Raw genomic sequence first — 22,833 nt, 5'->3', positions numbered from 1 at the left:
CGCTTGTGTCCGGTAGCCCGGGCAGCCCCCCACCAAGCGGCCGTCACCGTCTCGCGGCTAGGACGTGCGCGTACGGCCGCCATGCCCGGGCCACGGTGACCCGGAGATCCCATGGGGGGAGATCATGTTGCACACAATAGGCTTACCAGGGCCGGCTCGTGTCAACGACGAGCAGTGGTTGACCATTCGTGACTGCAAGCGAGTACTCGTCGTCGCATCGACGCTCACGTATGCTCAGCGGCTGCTTGACGTCTTTCGGCTGCTGGAGTCGGACTGGCGGATCCAGGTGGTCTTCACCGTCGCGCCGCATCCCTTCGGCGAGGGTGTCGCGCGCTTCCTGCAGGACCTGGGCTGCCCCGTGCTGCCGTGGGAGGAGGCCGTCAGGTCCGAGTTCGATCTCTCGTTGGCATCGGGTTGGGAGGACATAGAGCGGGTTCCCAAGCCCCTGGTGCTGCTCTCACACGGTGCGGGACACATCAAGCTGGCACGTGTCTGGACGCGCACGGCGGCGGCGGAGCGGCCACCTGGCATGTTCAGTCGGGACAACATCGCCCGTGACGGCAGGGTGGTGCCGTCCGTCATCGGTCTCGCGCACCACGGTGAGCGGGAGACACTGGCCCGCAGCTGCCCCGAGGCGCTGCCGATGACGACCGTGGTGGGGGACCCGGCCTACGACCGGCTCCTGGCCTCGCTGCCGCACCGGGAGGCATACCGGGCCGCCTTGGGGGTGGAGGACGGGCAGCAGTTGCTGGTGGTCACCAGTACCTGGGGGCGCTCAGCATCCTTCGGGCGACTCGACAACCTGCTGCACCGCTTGGTCGGTGAGCTGCCCAGACCACAGTTTCGGACGGCCGTCCTCACCCACCCGAACGTCTGGGCCGGCCATGGTTGGTGGCAGGTGAGGGCCTGGCTCGCCAGGTATCGCCGCCGCGGCGTGGCGCTCGTGCCGCCAGAGGCAGACTGGAGACCGCTGCTGGCGGCGGCGGACTGGATCATCGGGGATCACGGCTCCGTGACCTCCTACGCCACGCTCACCTCGGCGCCGATCGTGCTGGCCCGCTACCCCCACAGCAGAGTGCACCGCGCGTCGCCCGCCGCCGCACTCGCGACGACCGCGCCGGCGCTGACGTCGGTCTCCCCACTGGGGGACCAGCTCCGTTACGCGAGGGCCGAGTATCGCCGCGAGGAGTTCGAGGCCGTTGCCATGCGGATCACCTCCAAGCCCGGGGAGTTCAATGCGAACATGCGTCGCCTCATGTACCGGCTGATGGGCATCGGCGAGCCGGCGTTCCGACCGTTGACCGAGCCGGTGCCATTGCCGCCGTCGCTCGACTGCTGGACCGGTGACGCGCCGGGGGTGGCAGAGTGACGGCGCCGCGCGCGACCACACACCACATGGCCGCCGTGGACGAGCACCTGCGGGCCAAGTTCGATCAGCGGGCCGTGCCGTCGCGTTGGAGCGAGTGCGCGGACGCGTTGTATGTGCCGGGCACCCGGTCGGTCGCCGACGCGCTGGCAGTGGTGGACCACGTGCTGAAGCGCTGTCCCGGATGCCTCGTGGTGGTCGCTCGGGTGAGCGACCGGTGCTGCCTGGCGGGCGCACGGGACGGCACCCGGATCAGGATGACCCGGGCCGCCACGTCGATGCCGTCCGTCGGCGCGCGCGAGTGCGCCGCCGTCGCCTCGCTCCTGCACGGCCAACTCGTGCTCAGGGCACCGTGGCGGAGACTGGGCGCCATCGAGCTGCGGCAGGGGAGCCGCCCGCCGCTGCGCCTGCGCGTGGTGGTACTTGTCTGAGAGCCCGGTCGACTCGCCTGGAAAGGAACACACAGGCCGTCGTGGCCGCCGACGCGGTCCCACGGCGGCTCGTGCCTTGCCAGCTGGACGGCACACTATCCGGATCCGGACTCTCCCAGACGCCGATTGAGCCGTCGATGATCAACGGGGCTGACCGACGAGAAGATGGACAGCGCGCGATGGTGGTGCTCGCGCGCTGTCCGTGTGTCACCCGCTAGCTGCGCCAGATCACCCAGCATCTCCAGGGTCCTCGCGCTCCACAGGTCGCTGCCCAGTTCCTCGAACTGCGCCAGAGCCTGGTGCAGTTCGTTGGCTCCGGCGTCGTGCGCGCCAGTATGTGCAAGGGCCAGCCCGAGCAGGGCCCTGGCCCGCGCCCCGTCATACGTGTCCTGCTCCGCTTGGAGCCCGTCATGGGCCCCGGCGAGATGCTCGACCGCCTGGTCATGGTGTCCCTGCTCCAACGCGAGTTCTCCCAGCCGGAGCAGCGAGAGAGCAGCGCCTCGCCGGTAGCCGATGCTCTGCCGCAGGGCGAGTGCGTGGCGGAAGCAGTCTTCGGCTTCCCCGAGCCGGCCGGCGCCGCGGTGGGAGCTGCCGAGGCCGTTCCATGCCTGTGCTTCGTCACGGGGGTTGGCGTCGGCACGAGCGAGTTCGAGAGCCTCCTCGAACCAGCCGGCGGCCTCGTCGTACCGGCCGGCACTGCGCAGGCCGATGCCGCCGGAGGTGAGCATGCGCGCCTCCCCCGCGCGGCTGCCGGCGCGTCGCGCGGCGGCGAGGCCGGCTGCGTGGCACTTGATCCATTCGTCGTACAACCGCAGCCGCTGGAACATCGGCCACATGGCGTCCACGAGCTGCCAGGTGGTGGCGTCCCAGCCGGCGTCGGCCGCGGTGTGGACGGCGGTCAGCAGCGTTTCGCGGTGAGCAGAGACCCAGGCCGATGCGCCGTGCGCGTCATGGAAGGGCGCAGGCTCGTCGGGTGGGAACTCGTATGTTCGGTCCAAGGTTCGGTGGCTGGGGGCGAGCAACTCCTCGGCCGTTGTCGCGACGGCCAGACACCAGTCCACCAGTCGACGGTGGGTTTCAGACCGATCCGCCGCCGTGCCCTCGGCGTGGTCACGTTCAGCAGCGTGTGAGCGCACGAGGTCGTGGAAGCGGAAACGGTCGGCGCCGACCTCCTCCAGCAGATTGGCCTCGACCAGGTCGCCGAGCAGCCTGTCCGCCTCGGCTCCGTCCACCGCGCACACGGCGGCGACGAGTCCGGCGTCGAAGACGTCCACCGACAACGAGCCCAGGCGCCGGTACAGGGAGGCGACGTCGGGTGCGAGCGTGACGTACGACTCGTCGAGCACGTTTTCCATCGTTCTCGTGTCCTCCACACGCAGGGTGTCCCAAGAGCCGCTGCCCGCAGTCAGTGTGGCGACCACGGTGGCCACGCGCTGCCTCGGTCGGGCGGACAGCCGCGCTGACACCAGACAGATGGCGAGAGGAAGCCGGGCGCACAGGGTGACGAGATCGGCGACCGCCGCATGCTCCCGTTTCGCCCGTTCATGGCCGAGGCCACGGGACAGCAACTCCACGGCCGACCGCTGATCAAGCTGGCCGAGTTGGTGGAACTCGGCGCCATCGACAACCAGGCCGCTGAGCCGTTGACGACTCGTGACCACCACGAGACCACCAGCGTCGCTCGGTAGCATCGCCCTCACCTGGGCCGCGGACAATGCATTGTCCAACATCACACAGAACCTGAGGCCCACGGTCATCGAGCGCCACATCGCCGCCCGTTCGGCAAGGCTTGCGGGCAACTCCCGCAGTCCCACCGACCGCAGGAGGCGCCCGAGCACCTCGCGCACATCCGGCTTTTCTCCTTCCCCGAAGCCGCGCAGATCGACGTAGAGCTGGCCGTCGGGAAACTCCCCGGCGTGGTCACGCAACCATCGGGAGACCAACGTCGTCTTGCCGACTCCGGCAGGACCCGTCACCACGATTATCTGGGGTGCTGTCGTTTCCCGCCCCTCGCGAAGGGCGTCCAGAGCGCGAAGATCTTGCTCGCGGCCGATGAAATGCGCAGGTACGGGCAGAAGTTGTCGCGGTACCACGCGGCGGGCCTCGGGCCCCGACGACTGGTGGAGGTGCAGGCCTCCCGAAATATCGCGCGCCTGCACAATCGGGCCCGTGAGCAGTGGATTTCCGTCGATCACGTTCCTGTGCGCAGCTGGATCCGGCTCCATGACACATCCCCCCGGCGCGACTCGCGTTTGTCATGGATCACAAGTCTGACCGAAGTTCTGCTTTTCGAACAAGACCGCAATGTCGCTCAGCTCCTACTGGCGCCTTGACCAGCCCTATGCAACCCTCTTCCTTGACAAGAGCACGTGGGAGCAATACCGGCCTGGAGGGGGAGCTGGTGGAGTTCCGCATCCTTGGCGTCATCGAGTTGTCGAATGGCCAGCACTCCCGTGTTCTGGGGCCCACCAAGGAGGGCACGCTGTTGGCCTCCCTGGCCGTGGCTGTCGGGCGGCCTGTGCCCGTCGACGTGCTGACGAACCGGCTCTGGGACGATCGCCCGCCCGAACGAGCCATGGACAATCTGCGCACCTACGTCTCCCGACTTCGCCGGATCATGGCGGCCGTCGCCGGGCAGCAGGTCGGGAGCACGGTGAAGAGGGCAGGCGCGGGAGCCTACGTCCTCGACGCAGATCCGCAGTCCGTCGACCTCCACCGGCACGCCACCCTCGCGGCCCAGGCGCGCTCGCTCGCCGACAGTGGCGAGGACGGGCAAGCCCTGAACCTGGTCGATCAGGCTGATCAGTTGTGGCTGGGCGAGCCGCTCACGGGGGTCGCCGGCCAATGGGCCGAGGACGTTCGGCTGTCCTTCGCACGCCGGCGTCTCGCTCTCTCCCTCATTCGTGCCGGGGCCGCCCTGCGGCGTGGTCACTTCCCCGACATCGTCGGTGACCTGGAAGCGCTCGCCGTCGAGCACCCGAACGACGAGGCCCTTGCCGAACACCTCATGCTGGCCCTCTACGGGTGCGGACGCCCAATCGAGGCGCTGGACATATACCGCAGGATCAGAGAACACCTCTACGAGTTCGGCTCCGATCCGGGTCCCCGATTACGTCGCCTCCAGCAGGCCATCCTGCGGCAGGCCCCGATCGACGGGCTCCTGCCCGGCGGTGCTATGACCGACGATCGGCGCTTCGCTATGCCGGTCCCCAACAATCTGCCGCGCCGCACACAACTGGTCGGCCGCGAAGCACAGATGGAACGCATCAGGTCGGCCGTGGTGCAGGCTCAGAGTACGGCGGGCCGCGTAATCGGGTTGGAAGCGATCGACGGAATGGGTGGGGTTGGCAAGACCGTCCTGGCCACGGAGGCCGCCCACGAACTCCGGGACCTCTTTCCTGACGGGCAGTTCGTCGTGGAGCTGCGCACCCATTCCGGGGATCAGAAGCCGGTGACGTCTGCCTTGGCACTCGACATGCTGCTGCGCAGTTTCGGCGTTCCGCCCGAGAAGATTCCCCGGGATCTGGACGGGGCCGCGGCCCTGTGGCGCTCGGTCCTCGCTCAACGCCGTGCTCTGGTGATTCTCGATGATGTGGCCGACCCGGCCCAGATTCTTCCTCTGCTGCCCGGTGAATCCTCCTCCCTGGTGATCGCGACGAGTCGCCGACGGCTGAGCCGCCTTCCAGGGCTCCGTCGAGTGCCGCTCGACGTGCTCTCGGAGGAGCACGCGGTGGCGCTCTTCAGGAGTCGGGTCGAGGGCACGGAGCGCACGGCGGTCACCTCTGACGTGGCAACGATCGTGCGGCTCTGCGGCTATCTTCCGCTCGCCATAGAGATCGTCGCGAGCCGGCTGAATTCTCATCCCCTATGGACTGCCGCAGACCTTGCCCGAAGGCTCTCAGATGGGGGAAGACTGGTCGAGATTCGAGACGGCAACCACGACATCACGCAATTGTTCGCATTCTCCTACCGGGAACTGACAGCGCGCCAGCAGTTCGCGTTCCGCCAGCTCGGTGCCTACTCCGGGACGGAGTTCGGACCACATGCCGCAGCGGCGCTCCTCGGCCTGCCCCTCAACGAGGCCGAACACCTCATCGAGGACCTACTCGACCAGAACCTCATCCAGGAGCCCAGACGGCATCGATACCGCATGCACGATCTGGTTCGGGAGTACGCTCGCACCCTGGCCGCCGCTCCGGAGCATGCAGGCGAGAACGCCAAGGCCACAGACCGCCTCCTGGACTTCTATCTTCACGTGGTTGACCAGGCCGACCGCCTCCTCTTCCCCCACCGCCCGCGCATCGAGGTGGGAGTCGTCTACCGACCGACCGATCCACCTTACTGGCCCGACCGTGCCGCTGCGCAGGACTGGTTGCTCGAGGAACGATCGGAACTGCTTGCGATGGTCGAAGCCGCCTGGGTTCTCGGCCGTTGCGACCGTGCAGCACTCCTCACACACGCAGTGGGCGGCGCCTTGGACGCGTGGCGTGACACCTCCGCCGCTGAGCGGCTTCACCACGCAGGGGTCTCCCACTGGCGATCCACAGGTCACCTGGACGCTGAGGCTCGTAGCCTCATCGACCTGAGTCAGGCGCATTACCGTGCCGCGCACTACCAGCAGGCCATCACGGCCGCCGAGCAAGCTCTCGCCCTGGCCCGCCGTCTCGGTGACGACGGGGTCATCGCCGAGGCACTGCACCAGCTGGCCCTTCCCCACCGGAACCAGGGGCAGCCCAGGAAGGCACTGGCTCTGCAACACGAGGCGCTTGATATCCGCTCGCGTGAAGGTGACCTACTCCAGCAAGCACGGTCTCACAACAACCTCGCCATCACACTTCTCCATCTGGGAGAATACGAGGCGGCCGGCGCATCGTTCCATGCTGCCCTTGCAGAATTCCAGGGCAGCGGGGATGAGAGCGGTGCAGCGCATGTCCGCAACAATCTTGGGGATCTCTACAGAGACACCGGGGATCAACGTCGGGCGCGAGAATCCTACGAAAGCGCCCTGGCGTTCGCGACTGTTCACGGCACTCCCGTGGACAGTGCGACCATGCAGATGAATGTTGCTGACTCCCGGAGGATTTTCGGCGAGTTGGAGGAGGCTCTCCTCCTCTATCGGCAGGTACTTCCCGTATTCCGTAGCATCGGTGAAAAGCGCTGGGAGTCGACGGCTCTGACCGGCATCGGCGCGACACTGCGGGATATGGGTCAGTACGATGGGGCTCTCGCGCACCATAACAGGGCTCTGGAGCTTGCCCGGGAAATAGGCTCTGCAACGGAGGAGGCCCAGGCGCTCATCGAGCTCGGACTCACCGAGCAGCGGCTCGGCCATCTTGCGGTGGCGACTATCCATGTGCAGTCGGGTCTCCTCATCGCACGACGGATCGGCGCAGCGCGAGAGACGGAGAATGCTCAACGGATTCTGGAACTGATCGGCGTGATAGGTTCTCCAGCGGGCGGATCGCCGGACGAGGGAAATTGACCAGAAAGGCGATGATCGCGACGTGCGGGACGTAATGCCTGAAATGGGAGATATTCTCGATGGGTTTGCGTACCTGCCTCTGTGCGATAGGATGATCATGGCGCCCAAGCGGCCGTAGCGGCCCATTAGGGCGTGAAACTCTCGCACATGGAAAAGGAACAACCGTTGGTGGGATTCAAGGCTCGGTGCGCCATCGCGACATCCGTGTTCTTCGCCGCTTTCTTCAGTTTCTCTGGTGTCGCCAGTGCGGCGGCATCGGGGGCTGAGTCGGCGTTTCATGTCTCGCACATGGCGCCCAAAGTTGCCACCTGGGCGTGCATAGACAGCTAATTTCCGCACCCTGGTGACGACTCACCGGCTCATCTGGTGAGTCGTCACGCATCCCGCAGGGCGACGTCGTCCATAGCCGGGTCCAAACCATCCGCAATCCCCTGCACCATGACCGACACCGCGGTCATGGTGCACGTCTGCGAGAATCCCACCGTCCTCGCCGCCGCCGACCCCACCACTCCTTACCGATGTCCCCGTCGAGGAGGAGACCGTCCTCGACCTCCTCCTCGACGACCTCGGCCGAGGCGCCCGGCCCGGCCACCCGCCGATCACCCGCCTCCGCCGGCGGCTGATCCGCGTCCCCGTGCCGGCCAGCGGGGGCGAGGGGCTCCGCCCCACCCGGCACTGTTCCGTTCCGCCGTCTCATCCCGAGCTCCGGCCGGGCGCGGCATAAGCACGTGGCATGGGAAATTAACCCAAAATGGCCAACCTGGGGACCGGGCATTGTAGCGCGTGAAGGCCCCTTCGTAAGCTGAATCGCGGTACACGCGTATGCGGGCGTGTGCCTCGGACACGTGCACGGAGGCAGTCATGGCGCGTCCCTGGGAGGCCGACCCGTCCGCGTTATTCGCGCGGCGGCTCGGCAGGTCGGCCAAGGAACTCGGCAACACCGACGGCAAGACCGGCTGCCCGGACATCTGGCAGCTGGACAACGGCGACATCGCCGTGATCGGGCGCGACCTCACCGCCGACTACCGCTCCCGCCTCCCCGAGGGCGTGGGGTTGGCGCCGGACGAACGCCTCGTCATCCTCCCCGGCAACATGCTGAGCGCGGCGAAAGCGGACATCCCCGATGATTGACCTCCATCCCCCTCGCCTCGACCGAGCCCAGGGGGTGCGGCTCGACCAGCCCGCCTACTCTGCGGACTTCTGGCAGCGCTACACCCGACTCGACCGGCGCGACTCCTGGAAGCTGGAGCGCGGCCAGCACTTCGTCGAACAGGACAGCCCCAGCAGAGCGGCCCTGGGCCGAGGCGACTGGGCCGAGGCGCTGCGCCTCCTCGAAGGCCGGCGGGCCGGCCTCCGCGAGGAAGCGGAGCAGGACCGGCGGCTCGGCACCGTCTTCCACCGGGTGCGGGTGGTCGAGAAGCCGTTCACGCCGTACATCCAGTGGGAGTTGCACTCCCTCCTGCTGAACGCCGAGGACGGCGGCGAGGACATCAGGATCGTCGAGGCGGGCGAGCTCCACGCCCTGGAAGTCGACCGTCCGCTGCCCGAGTTGGTCGTGCTCGGCGGGGAGACGCTCTACGAGGTCGTCTACACCGACGACGGCGTGCTCGACGGCTGCGTCCGCTTCACCGACCCCCAACTCGTCGACGACTGGCAGGACCTCACCCGCGCCCTCTTCGAACGCGGCGAGGACCTGTCCTCCTACTTCGCGCGAGAAGTGGCCCCGCTTCCCCCGCCCCGGCTGACCACCGACGAGGAGTAACGATCGACGAGCGCGACGCCGCCGGCCACCCCAGACCCCGCCAACTGCCGGGCGACATCCGAGGCTTCGTCAACCGGACCGAGGAACTGGAACGGCTCGACGCCGTTCTGCCCGGCACCGAGGGCGCCCCCCTCGTCGTATCGCTCTGCGTCATCGCGGGCACGGCGGGCGCCGGCAAGACGTCGCTGGCCCTGCGCTGGGCGCACCAGGTGCAACACCGCTTTCCCGACGGCCAGTTGTACATCAACCTACGTGGCTACGACCCGGACGACCCGGTCACCGTCCACGAGGCCCTGCACCGCTTCCTCACCGCCCTCGGCGTCCCGGCCGAAGCCATCCCCTCCCAGCCGGACGCGGCGGCCGCGCTCTACCGCTCCCTCCTCGCCGACCGGCGCATGCTGATCGTGCTGGACAACGCCGCCACCGCCGCCCAGGTCCGCCCCCTGCTCCCCGGCAGCGCCGGCTGCCTGACCGTCGTCACCAGCCGCAGCCGCCTGTCCGGTCTTGCCATAAAGGACGGTGCGCACCGCCTCACCCTCGGCACCCTCCCGGAGCCCGAGGCCGTCGCCCTGCTCCGCGCCGTCACCGCCGGATACCGGCCCGAGGACGACGCCACCAAACTGGCCGACCTCGCCAGGCTCTGCGCCCGCCTCCCGCTGGCCCTGCGCATCGCCGCCGAGCGAGCCGTCACCCACCCCCACCTGAGCCTGGACGACCTGATCGCCGAGCTGCGCGACGAGTCCGCCCTCTGGGACGCCCTCAGCGTGGTCGACGAGGACGAGGCGGCGGCCGTGCGCACGGTCTTCGCCTGGTCCTACCGCGCCCTGCGGCCCGAGGCCGCGCGGCTCTTCCGCCTGCTCGGCCTCCACCCGGGACCCGAGTTCAGCCTGCACGCCGCGGCCGCACTCGCCGGCGCCCCGGCCAGCCGCGCGCGGCAACTCCTCGACATCCTGGTCGGCGCCCACCTGCTCGACCAACCGGCCCCCGACCGGTACGAGTTCCACGACCTGCTCCGCGCCTACGCCGCCGACCAGGCCCGCCGCGAGGAGCCGGCGGCCGAGCGCACGGCCGCGCTGCGCCGGGTCCTCGACTGGTACCTGCACACCGCCGACGCCGCCCAGAGCCGGCTCGACCCCGCCGAGAACCACCAACCCCTCGACCGGCCCGCCGAGTCGGTCACCCCCCTCGCCTTCCCCGACTACGACACCGCCGCCCTCTGGGCGGAGCGCGAGCACGGCAACCTCGTGGCCTGCGTAAAGGCCGCCGCGAGCGCCGGGCTCGACCGCCACGCCTGGCTCCTGCCCGCCGTCCTGTGGAACGCCAAGGCGCCCTCGTCACCCACCGCCGACCTGCTCACGGCCTGCCGCGTCGGCCTCGCGGCCGCCAGGCGCGAGGGTGAGCGGGCCGGCGAGGCGACCCTGCTCGAGGACCTGGGCATGTGCCACGCCCGGTTCAACCAACTCGCCGAAAGCGAGCACTGCCACCGCTCCGCCCTCGCCATCCGGCGTGCCCTCGGCGACCGGTCGGGCGAGGGCAACTCCCTCAACCTCCTCGGCCTCGTGCAGCTGAGCCGCCGCCATCTGTCGGCCGCCCGCGACCACTTCCGGCAGGCGGCCGCCATCTTCCGGAGCATCGGGGCCGGCGCCTACGAAGCCATCGCGCTGGCCAACCTCGCCCTGACGCACTACCGGGCAGGCCGGCTCGCCGAGGCCGAGGAGGCAGGACACCCGGCCCTGGCCTTCGAGCGCGCCGCCGGCAACCGGCTCAACGAGGGCAACATCCTGTGGACCCGCAGCGACATCCACCGCGAGAGCGGCCGGACCGAGGAGGCGCTGCGCCTGGCCCAGGAGGCCGTCGACATCGCCCTCACCCTGCGGAACCAGTTCGCGGAGGCCGCCTGGCTCCTCGCCCTCGGCGACGCCCAACTGGCCCTCGGCCAGCAGGGCGACGCCCTGGCCTCCTACCAGCGCTCGGCCTCCCTCAACCGCCGGCTGCGCAACCGCAGCCGCGAGGCCCTGGCCTGGCTCGGCGCCGGCCGGACCTACCAGGCACTCGGCCGACACGACGAGGCCGCCGACTTCCACCGCCAAGCCGCCGCTACCTTCGGTGAGTTGGCCGACCCCTGGCACCAGGCCCTGGCCCTCGAAGCCCTCGCCGAAGCCCTCGACACCGAACACCCCGACCAGGCCGCCGCGCACCGGGCCGAGGCGCTACGCCTCACCACCGCCTACGACGACCCCCGCGCCACCGGGTTCCGCGAGCGCGTCGAGCGACGGCTGCCCGGGCGGTAGCCGAGCGAGTCCGATATCTTACGTTCCGCCACACAGGCGTTGGGTACGGACGGGGGACAGGCTCGTGGGCTGGCACGAAGAGTGGGCGGAGGCCCAGGCACTCGCGCGCGCCGAGATCGCCGCGCAGCGGACGTCAGGCGAGGGCCCGGCCGCCGCACCGGATCTGAGCGTTCCCGTCGACCAACTGCTCGCCTCCGCCGTCGCCTCCGAGAGCGCGCACGAGGACCTGCGGCCCGTCCTGGACCGCGCCATCGCCGACATCGCCGCCGCCACCGAATCCCTACGGCAGTGGACACTCGGGGAGCAGCTGGGTCAGAGCGGAGCCGGCTGGGGAGCAGCCCTCAGCGACATGGCCGACCGCCTGCCCGAACACGCCACCGGACTGCGCGCCATCACCTCCGCGATGGTCGGCCTCGACCAGGAGCTTCGCGCCACCTTCCGCGGCTGGGGCACCGTCTGATGCCGGCGATGTACCGCGAACTGCTGACGCAGGACTTCTACCCGCTCGGCACAGCGGTCTCCGCCTGGCGCCGGCTGGCCGAAGCCTGCCAGGAGGCGCACGACGGCTCACTCGCCCGCGTCTCCCGGCCGCTGATCGACGCGGGATGGGCCGGCCAGTCGGCCGACACGGGCCTGCACGCCATGGCCGTCACCCAGTCGATCCTCACCACCGCCGGCCGGAACGCCCTGCTGCTCGCCGCCGTCCTGGACGAGGCACGCGCCAGGATGCGGGCGGCGCAACAACGCCTCAGGAACGTCGTCGCCGACGCTGAAGACGCCGGCCACCGCGTCAGCGAGGACGGCACCGTCCTCGCCCGCCCACACGACCCGAGCCCCGAGGATCTGGCAGAGCCCGACCGACGCCTCCGCGAGTCCATCGAGGTGGCCGGCTACCAGGCGCGGATCGAAGAAGCCGTCCAGGAAGCCCGGGACGCCAGCAGCCAGGCGGGGCGCGCGCTACGCGAACTCGACCCGTTCACCCTCGACAAGCAGTACGGCGCCCAGACCGCCGACCAGGCGGCGGCACGGCTCGCCGAGACCCACGGCATCGGAATCCCGGCCGACGACATCCCGACCGACCGGCCCCCGGCGGAGGCGGCACGTTGGTGGTCCGGCCTCACCGACCTCGAACGCGACCTACTGCTGGCCTCCTACCCCACGCAACTCGGCGCCCTCGACGGCCTCCCCGCCGAAACCCGCGACCAGGCCAACCGCGCCGCGCTGGACGCCCAGCTCAACGACTACCGGGCGAGGGAGGACGAGCTCGGCTATCACGACCGTTTCATCTACGACGGCTTGGCCCGACTCCAGGAGACACTGGACAGCCGCGCGAACGCGCCGGCCGAGCAACGGCTCTACCTGCTCGGCTTCGGCACCCAGGACGACGGCCGCGCCATCGTGGCCCAGGGCAACCCCGACACGGCCGCGCACACGGCGGTGCTGGTGCCGGGGACGACGACGGATATGGGAAGCATGGCGGGGCAGATCAATCGGATCGGTGTGATGCAGGACGAGGCGCTGAACCAACAACGTGGTGACGTCTCCGTGATTTCCTGGCTCGGTTACGACGCCCCGGAAATCTCCGACAGCGTGCTGACCCGGGAACGTGCCAACGAAGCAGCGCCGAATCTCCGTGACTTCACCGCTGGCCTCAGGGCCGCCCACGACGGCTCGGATAACCATCTCACCGTGGTGGGGCACAGCTACGGCTCCACCGTCGTCGGCGCCGCCGATGCTGGAGGTGACGGTCTGGGAGCCGACGACGTCATCGTCCTGGGCAGCCCCGGCATGACCGTGTCGCACGTCGAGGAACTGCACATCCCCCCGGACAGACTCTGGGTCGGCGCCGCTTCTGACGACCGTGTCGCTCACAACCTTTCCGGCCTCACCCTCGGCCGCTCCCCCCAGCACTTCTGGTTCGGCGACGTGCGGGAGATGCCCGTCGACACCTCCGGGCACAGCGCCTACTGGACCCAGGACAGCGCCTCGTTGGAGAACATGGGGCGCATCATCACCGGAGAAGCACCCAGGGACGGAGCGACTGGACAGTGAAGACCGCTACGGCGAGGCATGGCGTCAGACGACACGCCACAGCTCTGGCCGCCTTGACGATGTTGCTCTTGGGGGGATGCATGTCTGCCAGCGGCTCCAGCGACGATGGAATCAACGATCCGCTGCCCCGGATGTCTCGGGAAGAGGCTGAGGAGTGGACCGCGCACTGGGCGGAGTCGATGGCGAGAAGCGGGGAGGCCGAGCTCGATCTCGAAACAGTGCGCTCCAACTTTCTGGACTGCGTGGGTGACAACGACGAGGTGGCGGACGACGGCCGGTTCACGCACAGCTATTCCGTCCAGGCCAGGATCGAGCCGGAGCGCGATGCAGAAGCCATTCGGGCCATTCGGGACGCACTGGAGCAGAACGGGCTCCGGATTCAGGGCTACCGCTCCGATCCTTCGGTGAGCCCGGCCAACCTGGTCGATGCCTGGCATCCAGAAGATCACCAGTCGGTGACCGCGGAGGACCATGAGGAGGGACGCCTGCTGTTCATCATCCGGACTCCCTGCCTGCTACCCCCCGGCGTCGAACAACAACAGTTCGGCTAACTCCGCCACCGAAGCCTTCCATGCCCCTCAGGACGCGCTATCGGCAGGTCCGTGATGCCCAGGTCCCTCCGCATGGTCTGCCGTGCCTCGTACAGGCCCTCCGACCCCTGTCTCAGCAGCGACGCCGCGTCGTCGAGTTGTTCCGGCGTGGCCTCCGGGGTGAGCAGGCGGTCGAGGCGGAGGAGCAGGAAGTAGGTGTCGCCGCCCGCCTTGAGGACGGCGTCGGAGGCGACCATCTGGGCGTCCGCGTAAGCCAGGCGCAGGGTGTCACGGGCCGTCGTGAGGTCCGGCGTCTCGGGGGAGGGGCGGGTCCCCTCGGTCAGCCAGCGGTGGTGGCGGCTGAGCGCCAGGTGGAACTGGCGCAGCGCCTGGTTGAGCGTGGCGTAGGAGGAGCGCCGTAGTTCGCGCAGTTCGCGGCGTTCGAGGGCCTGGCGTTCAGCCTCCCGTTCGCCGGCCTGGCGGTCGAGTTCGAGCGCCTTGGAGCGGAGCGCGCCCCGGTGGGCGAGCAGGCCGGACAGCAGGGTGCCCAGGACTCCGACGACGGCGACGACGAGCGAACTGACCGTGGGATCCATGGCGTCGACCATAGCCACGGCGGCAGGCGCCCCCCGGGCGGTACCGTCGGTGGGTGAGCTTCGACCCCGCCGATCCGGCGTTTCTCGACGACCCCTACCCGGCCTTCGCCGAGCTTCGGCGGCGCGGGCCCGTGCACTGGCACGACGGGCTCGGGTTGCCGGTGGCCGTGTCGCACGAGGCCTGCGCCGCCGTGCTGCGCAGCAGGGACGCCGGGCGGATCTGGCGGGACAAGGAGCCGGCGGCCGCGTTTCCGGCGTTCAACCTGTTGCACCGCAACTCGCTGCTCGAGAGCGAGCCGCCGCGGCACACCCGGCTGCGTCGGCTGGTGTCGGCGGCGTTCAACCGGGGGCACACCGCGCGGCTTCAGCCGCGGGTCCTGGCGGTGGCCGGCCGGATGGTGGACGGGCTGGCCGCGGCCATCGCGGCCGACGGTTCGGCGGACCTGTTGACGCACCTAGCCGGGCCGCTGCCGGTCGAGGTGATCGCCGAACTGCTTGGCGTGCCGGCCGAGGACCGGCCGCGGCTCCAGCCGTGGTCCAACGCGATCGTCAAGATGTACGAGTACGGCCTGCCCCCGGAGGGCGCGGCCGCCGCCGAGGCCGCGGCGGCCGAGTTCGTGGCGTATCTGCGGGAGTTGGCCGCGTCCCGGGCCAGGGAACCGGGAGACGACCTGATCAGCGACCTGGTCGCGGTGCGGGACGGCGGTGACCGGCTCTCCGACGACGAACTCGTCGGCACCGCCGTGCTGTTGCTGATGGCCGGCCACGAGGCCACCGTCAACGTCATCGGCAACGGCGTGCTGGCGCTGCTGCGCCACCGCGACCAGTGGGACCGCCTGGTCGCCTCACCGGCGGAGCTGCTGCCCACCACCGTCGAGGAGCTGATTCGCTACGACCCGCCGTTGCAGCTGTTCGAGCGGACGTCCGTGGTGTCCACGACCGTGGCCGGGTACGAGCTCGAACCGGGGCAGAAGATCGCCGCGCTGCTCGGCGCCGCCGCCCGCGACCCCGACGTCTTCGCCGACCCCGACCGGCTCGACATCGGGCGCTCGCCCAACCCGCACCTCGGCTTCGGCGCCGGCATCCACTACTGCGTCGGCGCGCCGCTGGCCAGGGCCGAGATCTCGGCGGCGCTGGAGGCCTTGGTCACCAGGCTGCCGGGACTTCGGCTCGCCGAAGAGCCGGTCCGCCGCCCGGAGTTCGTGATCCGGGGGCTGCACACGTTGTACGTGACGACGGAACGGACATAGCGCTGGTCGTACCACCTGATCCGGTTGCCCGGCTCGCCCCCGTCCTCGCCGGGCTCGAACTGGTCGCCGCCGGCGGCACGTTCGCCCCCGACGGCACCGCGCCCGGCGGCCGGGCCCGGCGCTTCCTCGGCCGGAGCCCGGCGCACTGGATGGCGACCGGTGGTTAGCCGAGTGCCGCCAGCGCCAGCACCGACGCCGGTACGGCGGTCAGCGCCAGCACCGTGCCGGTCGCCACGAACGTCCGTACCGGCACCCGCACGCCGCCCGCGTGGCAGCGCTCGAACCACAGCAGGGTGGCCAGCGACGCCCACGGGGTGATCACCGGGCCGACGTTGGTGCCGGTCAGCAGCGCCAGCAGCTGGTCCTCGTTGCCGACCGGCACCGCCGACTCGCCGGCGAGGTAGACGGGCAGGTTGTTCAACACGTTGGAGAGGCCGGCGCCGACGCCCGCCGCGCGCAGCATGCCGAGCAGCCCGTCGTCGGTGCCCACCGCCGAGGCGAGCAGCTCGTGCAGGCCGTGCGCGTCGACCGTCTCCACGACGAGGAACATGCCGGGCACGAGGAACAACAGCCGCCAGGGGACGAGGGAGAGGCGGAGTGTCGAGGGCCGGCGCGCCGCGAACGCGGCCACCGCGACGGCCGCCGCCGCGCCGGAGGCGATCCACAGCGGCGCGTCGGCCAGCAGGATGGCGAGGAGGAAGCCGGCGCAGGCGAGACCGCAGATCCGGAACAGCACCCGGTCGGCCGGCCGGTGCGCGGCGGGCGCCTCGTACGCCTCGGCGCCGCGCCGGCCGCGGCGCCAGAAGAACGCCCACAGGCAGGCGGCCGTCACCGCGATCGCCGCCGCCTGCGGGGCCCACATCCGGCCGGCGAGTTCGAGCGGGGAGAGCGCGACGCGGTCGGCGGCCAGCAGGTTCGTCAGGTTGGAGACCGGCAGCAGCAGGCTCGCGGTGTTGGCCAGCCACACCGTCGTCATGGCGAGCGGCACCGCCGCGATCCCGACGCGCGCGGCGAGCGCCAGCATGACGGGCGTCAACAGCACGGCCGTGGTGTCGAGGTTGAGCGCGATCGTGGTGAGGGACGCGAACGCGACGCAGAGCAGGAAGAGTCGGCGGTAGCTGCCGCCGCCGGCCCGCGCCACGCGTGCCGCGACGACATCGAACACCTCGGCCCGGCTGACGAGTTCGGCCAGCACGATGACCGTGCCGAGGAACGCGAGCAGCGGCGCGACGCGTGCCAGCGCGTCTCCGGCCGCCTGCGCGGGCAGCACGCCCGTGGCCAGGAACAGCAGGCCGAGCGTGAGGAGGGCCGCGGCCAGCCAGTCGAGCGGATGGAGCGGGAGGGGGAGACGGGGGCGCACGAGGAGAAGAATCGCATCCCTCGACCGCATCCGACTTGGTCTAGACCTTGACGGCGCCCGCCCGGCGCGGCAGTGTGCGGAGGCAACGACCTGAGAGCGCTCTCATCTCATGCCCTTCATGTCGTGTGCGTGGAGGGCCGGAAGGAGTCCCCCCATGCTCTCCCGCCGCAACGTCCTCAGGGGCGCCGCGCTCGGCGCGGCCCTCGGCGCGTCGACCCTCGCCCTCCGGCCCGGGCTCGCGCACGCCGCCGCCCCGCTGCCGTTGACCGTGGTGAACCGCACCGGCCAGTTCGCCAACACCTCGATCTGGGTCTACATCGTCGGCAACGACGGCACCCGACAGGTGCGCGTCGCCCCCGACGGCCGGCTGCTGCCGGTCTCGCTGTCCGACAACGGGCCCGACGGCTACACCGACTACGCCATACCGCTGGCCGCCTCCGGCGACACCACCCTCCAACTCCCGTATCTCTCGGGCCGGATCTATGTCGCGCTCGGCGAGAAGCTGAGGTTCCGCGCGGTGCCGGACGGCAACGGCAACCCGGCCCTCGCCTATCCGGCCGGCTGGGTGCCGTCCGACCCCAACTACCAGGTGCTGCACGACTGCGCCGAGTTCACCTACCGGCCGGACGGCATGTACTGCAACACGACGATGGTCGACATGTTCAGCGTGCCGCTGGCCATCCGGCTCACCGGCTCCCGGGACCAGACGGCCGGCACGCTCCGCGACGGCGCCCGCGCGGCCGTGTTCTCCGAGCTCCGCGGCCACCCCGCCTTCGGGCCGCTCGTCCTCGGCGACCGCCGCGTCCTCGCGCCCGGGCACGGCCTGGACGCCGGCCTCTTCCCGCGCGACTACTTCGCGCCCTACGTGGACCGGGTGTGGTCCGAGTACGCCTCCCGCGACCTGCGGGTCACCACCAACGCCGGCACCTTCACGGGCCGGGTGAGCGGCGACCGGCTGGTCTTCAACGGCCCGGGCCAGGTGTCCTTCGCCCGCCCCGCCACCCGGGACGTGCTGTTCTGCGACGGCGCCCTGCACGCCCCCAACGACCCGATCGTCGGCCCGGTCGCCGCGATCCTCGCCGCCGCGCTCAACCGCACCACCGCCATCAGCCACCCGAGCCAACCCACCACCGCCCCCGCCGACTTCTACCGCGGCGACCCGGCCCACCACTACGCGCGGGTCCTGCACGCGGCGGCCGTGGACGGCCGGGCCTACGCCTTTGCCTTCGACGACGTCGCCGGCTTCGCGCCGTACATCGAGGACAACGCGCCCAGCCGGATGACCCTGACGCTCACCCCGTTCTGACGGGCTCCGACGGGACCCGCCGCGGCCGGCCCGGGAGCCGGCGCCGGCCGCGCGGGGGATTGACGACCGGGCCCGTTCTGTCATCGTCGACGTGACTGGGAGCGCTCCCGAGGGGCGCCCCGAAGGTTCCGGCGGGGCGCCCGCCGCCGCGTCGAAGGATGGTCACATGGGGACACAACGCCCGCTCGCCCGCCGCACGCTGATCGCGGCCACGGCCGCGGGCCTGGTCGCCGCCACCCCGGCCACCTCGCTGGGCTCCCAGGCCCGGGGCCAGGCGCGGTACCACACCGTTGGCCGGATCAGGCGGACGGCCGGCGGGTTCGCGGAGTACAGCTGGCCCGGCGTCTCCTTCGAGGGCCGGTTCCGCGGCACCGGCGTCGGCCTCGTCCTGGACGACGCCGACAACGACTACGACGTCCAGATCGACGGCGTGACGGCCACCACCCTGGTGACCCCCGGCCGCACCACGGCCTGGATCCACGACCTGCCCGACGCCGAGCACACCGTGCGGCTCGTCAAGCGCACCGAAAGCCCCTGGGCCGTGGGCAGGTTCGGCGGGTTCGTCGCCGCCCCGCGCGGCGCGATCCTCGCCCCGCCCCGGGCGCGCAGCCGGCAGATCGAGTTCATCGGCGACTCCAACACCGCCGGCTACGGCAACGTCTCCGACACCCGCGACTGCTCGGCCAACGGCGGGGTCAACCGGAACACCAACACCGACCTCGCCTTCGGCGCCCTCACCGCCAGGAGCCTCAACGCCGACGTCCAGATCAACGCCTACTCGGGGCTCGGCATGGTCCGCAACTACGACGGCCACAGCCCGGACACGAACTACCGCACCTACTACGACCGCGCCCTGCTGAACGTGGCCGGCGACGTCTGGCGCCGGCCTGGCACCTGGCGGCCGCAGCTCGTCGTGATCGGCCTCGGCCTCAACGACTTCTCCACCCCGCTCCGTCCCGGCGAGCGGTGGGCCACGGAGGACGACCTCGTCGCCGACTACGAGCGCGCCTACCAGCGCTTCCTCGACGGCCTGCGCGCCCGGTACGGCCGCGAGACGTTCATCGTGGTCAGCGCGGCGGCCCTCCACAACACCACGGCGTTCGCCCGGGCCGCCCAGCACGTCGTCGAGGTCCGCGAGCGCCGCGGCGACCACCGGGTCGGCTACTGGTACTACGACGACCCGGCGCTTGACCACCTCGGCTGCGACTGGCATCCCTCGGCCCACGACCACCGGATCATCGCAGGACTGCTCGGCGCCCACCTGGCGACGTTGCCGCTGCGTTGGTGACGGGCGCCCGCGCGCCGGCCGTCGACGGCCGGCCACCCCGCGCGAGTCCGCGGCGTCAGCTGCCGCGCACCGGCCCGTCGCCGTACAGCGCCGCGACGTCGACCAGCAACACGTCCGGGCGGCGCCCGGCGGCGGTGATCAGGTCCTGGTGGAAGCCGTGCAGGGAGAACAGCGCGAGGGCCGCGTCGTCGGACCGGTGGCCCTGCTCTGCCAGGAGAGCGCGGATGTGTTCGAGACGCTCCAGGTCCTTGAGCCCTCGGGGCTGGACCGTGGCCTTCGCCTCACCGATCAGGGCGATGGTCGTCCTGGGGCTCTGCGGGCGCTCGCCGGGGGCCAGGGCGAGGAGGTCGACCTCGTGCTTGGTTCTGGCGGTCGGGTCGGAGATCTCCGCCGTGCCCACGGCCCCGAGGGCGAGGCCCGTCTCGTCGTCCGCGAATGCGCGGGCCCACTCTCGCGCGGTGTCCTCGAAGTGAGGGCCGAGGATCTTGGAGTGGTAGGTCGGTCGGGACGACCGCCACACCTGGGAGCCTCGCCGTCGTTCCACCAGGTCCACCATGGGCAGGGTGATCAGCTGGTTGAAGCGGATCACCGGGTCCGCCACGCTGATGACGGGATGGCGTGTCCTGAGCAGGTCCTGATCCCTGCGGACGTAGCCGGTGGATTCGAGCAGTTCGAGCGGGGCGACCATGGCGGAGCGGGAGCGCTCCAGGGCCGCGCCGACCTTGGCCGGCGTCGAGGCGCCCCGCGCCACGGCGGTCAGCACGTCGTAGTAGAGCGTGCGATGGGTGATCCGCGGGTCCTCGCGAAGCAGGAACTCCGCCTCCACCCGGGAGTACAGGGCCCGCCCGGGATCCAGCACCGTGCGCTCCACCCATGGGCCGAACTCGACGTCGCTCTGCGGTGTCGGCGCGGGAGCCAGGGGCCGGTAGCCGGGGGCGCCGCCCAGCACGGCGTCGACCTGTAGGGCTACTGCCGGGTCCTCGATTCCCCAGTGCGTGCGGGCGGTGCGGTAGTCGAAGGCCGGTAGGCGCAGATCCAGAACGGCTCGGCCGCGCAGCGGCTTGGTGCCGGACAGCAGCTCGGACATCACGCTCATCGCCGAGCCGCACAGCACGATCCGGCCGCCGGGCGCCTTGGCGGACTGCGACTGGTCGTAAAGCAGTTGGAGGAAGCCGGGGATCTCGGGAGAGTGCTGCAGCAGATAGGGCAGTTCGTCGATGACGACAAGCGGCGCTCCGGGGGCCCGATTCACGACGTCCAGGGCAGCCGTCAGCACGTCGCGCCAGTCGTCCAGGCGCATCGCCCCTGGCCGCACCCCCGCGTGCGCCGCGATCGCCTCGGTGAACCGGTGCAGGGCGGGCACCCGGCCCTCCTCCTGCACGGCGGTCAGATACAGCCCGCCGACCGCCTCGGTGAGCGCCTCCAGCAGGAACGACTTCCCGTTCCGCCGGCGACCCGACAGGATGGCCAGCCGCAGCTCGGGGGCAGGATCGGCGAGGAAGTCGTTGAGCAGAGCCCACTCGTGCTCGCGGTCCAGCAGTTGTCCAGGCTTCTGGCGTTGAGGCATACCCTGCGTCCTTTCGTTCAGGTACACCTTAACGCCAAGGGAGGGGTGTGCTCGCCTTGCTGTCCGCCGTCGTCAGGCCTTCCCCGCACTCCGCCGACCCTCGCGACGCCGGCCGCGGGGGGCCGGGCGCTCCGCCGCGTAGGGTGCCCGCATGACGCTGACACCTGGGGTGGGGATACCGGAGGAGTTCGCGCGCGGCACCGTCGAGCGCGAGGGCGAGCGTGGAGCGGCATGGCTGGCCGAACTGCCCCGGGTCGTGGATGAGTTGCTGGAGCGCTGGGGGTGCGTGCCGGATGGCGCGGTACGGCACGGCGGGGTCGGCGTCATCGTCCCGGTGCGGCGGCCCGGCGGGGAGGCCGCGGTGCTCAAGGTGTCGTTCCCGCACCCCGGGAACGACCACGAGCCGGACGCCTTCGAGGCGTGGGGCGGGCGCGGGGCCGTGCTGCTGCACGAGCGGGACGACGACCGGTACGCGATGCTGCTGGAGCGGGTCGGGACGGCGCCGCTGGCCGAGCTCGTCGACGGCGACGAGGTGGTGGCGATCGCCGGGCGGCTCAGCCGCCGGCTCGCGGTCCCCGCGCCGCCCGCGCTGCCCCGGTTGGCGGCGCGTGCCGAGCGGTGGGCCGAGGAACTGCGCGCCGGCTCGGCCGAGTTCGGGCACCCGCTGCCGGGCCGGGTGGTCGACGCGGCGGTGGCGACCGTCACCGAACTGGGCGGCGACCGGTCCGACACTCTCATCCACGGCGACCTGCACGCCGGGAACATCCTGCCCGCCGAGCGTGAGCCCTGGCTGGTCGTCGACCCCAAGGGGTGGGCCGGCGACCCCGCCTACGACGCCGGCACGCTGCTGAAGTCCCGCGCCGTGACGTTCCTCGGCTCGGACGACCTGCCGAAGGCCGTCCAGCGGGTGATCGACGTGTTCGCCGACGCCGCCGAGCTCGACCGGGAACGCGTGCTGCGCTGGGCCCAGTTCCACGCCGTGCAGACCACGTTCTGGGGGCGGAGGAACGGCTTCCGGATCGCCCGTGGCGGCCCGGCCCTCGACCAGCTCACCGCGTTCGCCGACCACCTGGCGGTGCTGCTCACCGAATTCGCCGGACGGTCCGCCTGACGTTCAGCGCACCGGCGCGCGCCCCGCGGCGAGTTCGGCGAAGACGTGGTCCGGGTCGTGCTGCCTCCAGTAACGGAACATGAGGGAGACGCCGTTCTCCTCGCCCGTGGCCAACGAGCCGACCGGCATCGCCGGGTCGACGAGGAAGCGGGGCTCGGCCCACTGCTGCGCCACCACCGCGAGCGGGCGACGGCCGTCGGTCACCAGGATCCAGGTGGCCCGCCCGCCCGCGATGGTCGCGAGGAAGTGGCGCTCCAGCAGCCGCGCGACAACATCGGCCAGGGCGGTCTCCGGGGGCAGCTCGGTCGTCTCGGCGTGCGGCAGGATGTCGTCGCCCATCGCGACACTGTCGCGGTCGACCGTGACCCTCATCGGTGTGCCCGGGCTCGCCAGGCTTCGGCCTGGTCGGTGCGGCCGGTCGCGTCGAGTAGTTCGGCCAGC

Annotated in this window: 18 protein-coding genes; 13 read left to right on the top strand and 5 right to left on the bottom strand. The window is 70.9% G+C overall.

Annotation, left to right across the window (positions count from 1 at the left end; all coding sequences use genetic code 11):
• Positions 1-124: 124 nt before the first annotated feature.
• Both ACFWI8_RS09780 and ACFWI8_RS09775 read left to right on the top strand, forming a co-directional pair.
• Entirely contained in the window at positions 125-1,369 is a 1,245-nt protein-coding gene (locus ACFWI8_RS09780) for a hypothetical protein (protein ID WP_387087852.1), read from the top strand.
• A 26-nt stretch (positions 1,370-1,395) separates the two neighbouring features.
• Positions 1,396-1,797, top strand: coding sequence for a hypothetical protein (locus tag ACFWI8_RS09775; protein WP_387087849.1), 402 nt, complete (start codon positions 1,396-1,398; stop codon positions 1,795-1,797).
• Positions 1,798-1,892: 95 nt separating this feature from the next.
• Here the strand turns inward: ACFWI8_RS09775 and ACFWI8_RS09770 are convergent, their stop codons facing one another.
• Complete coding sequence (locus ACFWI8_RS09770; RefSeq protein ID WP_387087846.1) at positions 1,893-4,022, bottom strand: tetratricopeptide repeat protein; 2,130 nt, start codon at positions 4,020-4,022, stop codon at positions 1,893-1,895.
• Between the two features lie 176 nt (positions 4,023-4,198).
• On the opposite strand from ACFWI8_RS09770, the gene ACFWI8_RS09765 reads away from it, so the two are divergent.
• The 7 genes from ACFWI8_RS09765 (at position 4,199) to ACFWI8_RS09735 (ending at position 13,935) form a co-directional block, all read left to right on the top strand.
• A complete protein-coding gene (locus tag ACFWI8_RS09765) occupies positions 4,199-7,279 on the top strand; it encodes a tetratricopeptide repeat protein (protein ID WP_387087843.1) in 3,081 nt (1,026 codons plus the stop codon).
• A gap of 861 nt (positions 7,280-8,140) precedes the next feature.
• Positions 8,141-8,410 carry a hypothetical protein gene (locus tag ACFWI8_RS09760; protein WP_132932703.1) on the top strand — a complete coding sequence of 90 codons (270 nt, stop codon included), beginning with the start codon at positions 8,141-8,143 and terminating at the stop codon, positions 8,408-8,410.
• Positions 8,403-9,041: a DUF6879 family protein gene (locus tag ACFWI8_RS09755; RefSeq protein ID WP_387087840.1), complete on the top strand. Its 639-nt coding sequence runs from the start codon at positions 8,403-8,405 to the stop codon at positions 9,039-9,041. The genes ACFWI8_RS09760 and ACFWI8_RS09755 overlap by 8 nt, the downstream gene beginning before the upstream one ends.
• 2 nt (positions 9,042-9,043) lie before the next feature.
• Positions 9,044-11,332, top strand: a complete 2,289-nt coding sequence (locus ACFWI8_RS09750) for an ATP-binding protein (RefSeq protein ID WP_387087911.1) — start codon at positions 9,044-9,046, stop codon at positions 11,330-11,332.
• Between the two features lie 64 nt (positions 11,333-11,396).
• Positions 11,397-11,792 (top strand): hypothetical protein, encoded by a 396-nt coding sequence (locus tag ACFWI8_RS09745; protein ID WP_387087837.1) that lies wholly within the window; start codon positions 11,397-11,399, stop codon positions 11,790-11,792.
• An 8-nt stretch (positions 11,793-11,800) separates the two neighbouring features.
• Positions 11,801-13,384, top strand: a complete 1,584-nt coding sequence (locus ACFWI8_RS09740) for an alpha/beta hydrolase (protein WP_387087834.1) — start codon at positions 11,801-11,803, stop codon at positions 13,382-13,384.
• 80 nt (positions 13,385-13,464) lie between these two features.
• Positions 13,465-13,935: a hypothetical protein gene (locus ACFWI8_RS09735; RefSeq protein ID WP_387087831.1), complete on the top strand. Its 471-nt coding sequence runs from the start codon at positions 13,465-13,467 to the stop codon at positions 13,933-13,935.
• On the opposite strand, the gene ACFWI8_RS09730 is transcribed toward ACFWI8_RS09735, so the two are convergent.
• Positions 13,932-14,510, bottom strand: coding sequence for a hypothetical protein (locus ACFWI8_RS09730; protein ID WP_387087828.1), 579 nt, complete (start codon positions 14,508-14,510; stop codon positions 13,932-13,934). The genes ACFWI8_RS09735 and ACFWI8_RS09730 overlap by 4 nt on opposite strands.
• 53 nt (positions 14,511-14,563) lie before the next feature.
• On the opposite strand from ACFWI8_RS09730, the gene ACFWI8_RS09725 reads away from it, so the two are divergent.
• Positions 14,564-15,760 (top strand): cytochrome P450, encoded by a 1,197-nt coding sequence (locus ACFWI8_RS09725; RefSeq protein ID WP_387087825.1) that lies wholly within the window; start codon positions 14,564-14,566, stop codon positions 15,758-15,760.
• Between the two features lie 163 nt (positions 15,761-15,923).
• Here ACFWI8_RS09725 and ACFWI8_RS09720 read toward each other — a convergent pair whose 3' ends face one another.
• The gene (locus tag ACFWI8_RS09720; protein ID WP_387087822.1) at positions 15,924-17,120 is read right to left on the bottom strand and encodes an SLC13 family permease; all 1,197 of its coding nucleotides are present in this window, start codon (positions 17,118-17,120) and stop codon (positions 15,924-15,926) included.
• Positions 17,121-17,274: 154 nt separating this feature from the next.
• Here ACFWI8_RS09720 and ACFWI8_RS09715 point away from each other — a divergent pair, with 154 nt between their 5' ends.
• Entirely contained in the window at positions 17,275-18,426 is a 1,152-nt protein-coding gene (locus ACFWI8_RS09715) for a beta-1,3-glucanase family protein (RefSeq protein ID WP_387087819.1), read from the top strand.
• A gap of 166 nt (positions 18,427-18,592) precedes the next feature.
• Complete coding sequence (locus tag ACFWI8_RS09710; protein ID WP_387087816.1) at positions 18,593-19,714, top strand: SGNH/GDSL hydrolase family protein; 1,122 nt, start codon at positions 18,593-18,595, stop codon at positions 19,712-19,714.
• Between the two features lie 55 nt (positions 19,715-19,769).
• On the opposite strand, the gene ACFWI8_RS09705 is transcribed toward ACFWI8_RS09710, so the two are convergent.
• A complete protein-coding gene (locus tag ACFWI8_RS09705) occupies positions 19,770-21,281 on the bottom strand; it encodes an ATP-binding protein (RefSeq protein ID WP_387087813.1) in 1,512 nt (503 codons plus the stop codon).
• 151 nt (positions 21,282-21,432) lie between these two features.
• Between ACFWI8_RS09705 and ACFWI8_RS09700 the strand changes: the two genes are divergently transcribed.
• Positions 21,433-22,392, top strand: coding sequence for an aminoglycoside phosphotransferase family protein (locus tag ACFWI8_RS09700; protein WP_387087810.1), 960 nt, complete (start codon positions 21,433-21,435; stop codon positions 22,390-22,392).
• Between the two features lie 3 nt (positions 22,393-22,395).
• On the opposite strand, the gene ACFWI8_RS09695 is transcribed toward ACFWI8_RS09700, so the two are convergent.
• The gene (locus ACFWI8_RS09695; protein ID WP_387087807.1) at positions 22,396-22,731 is read right to left on the bottom strand and encodes a hypothetical protein; all 336 of its coding nucleotides are present in this window, start codon (positions 22,729-22,731) and stop codon (positions 22,396-22,398) included.
• Positions 22,732-22,833: the final 102 nt, after the last annotated feature.

This window comes from Streptomyces sp. NPDC127098, assembly GCF_042722465.1.
Taxonomy (GTDB): Bacteria; Actinomycetota; Actinomycetes; order Streptomycetales; family Streptomycetaceae; genus Streptomyces; species Streptomyces millisiae.
Note: the sequence above shows the minus strand (reverse complement) of the source record. Positions and strands in the feature narration are given on the sequence as shown.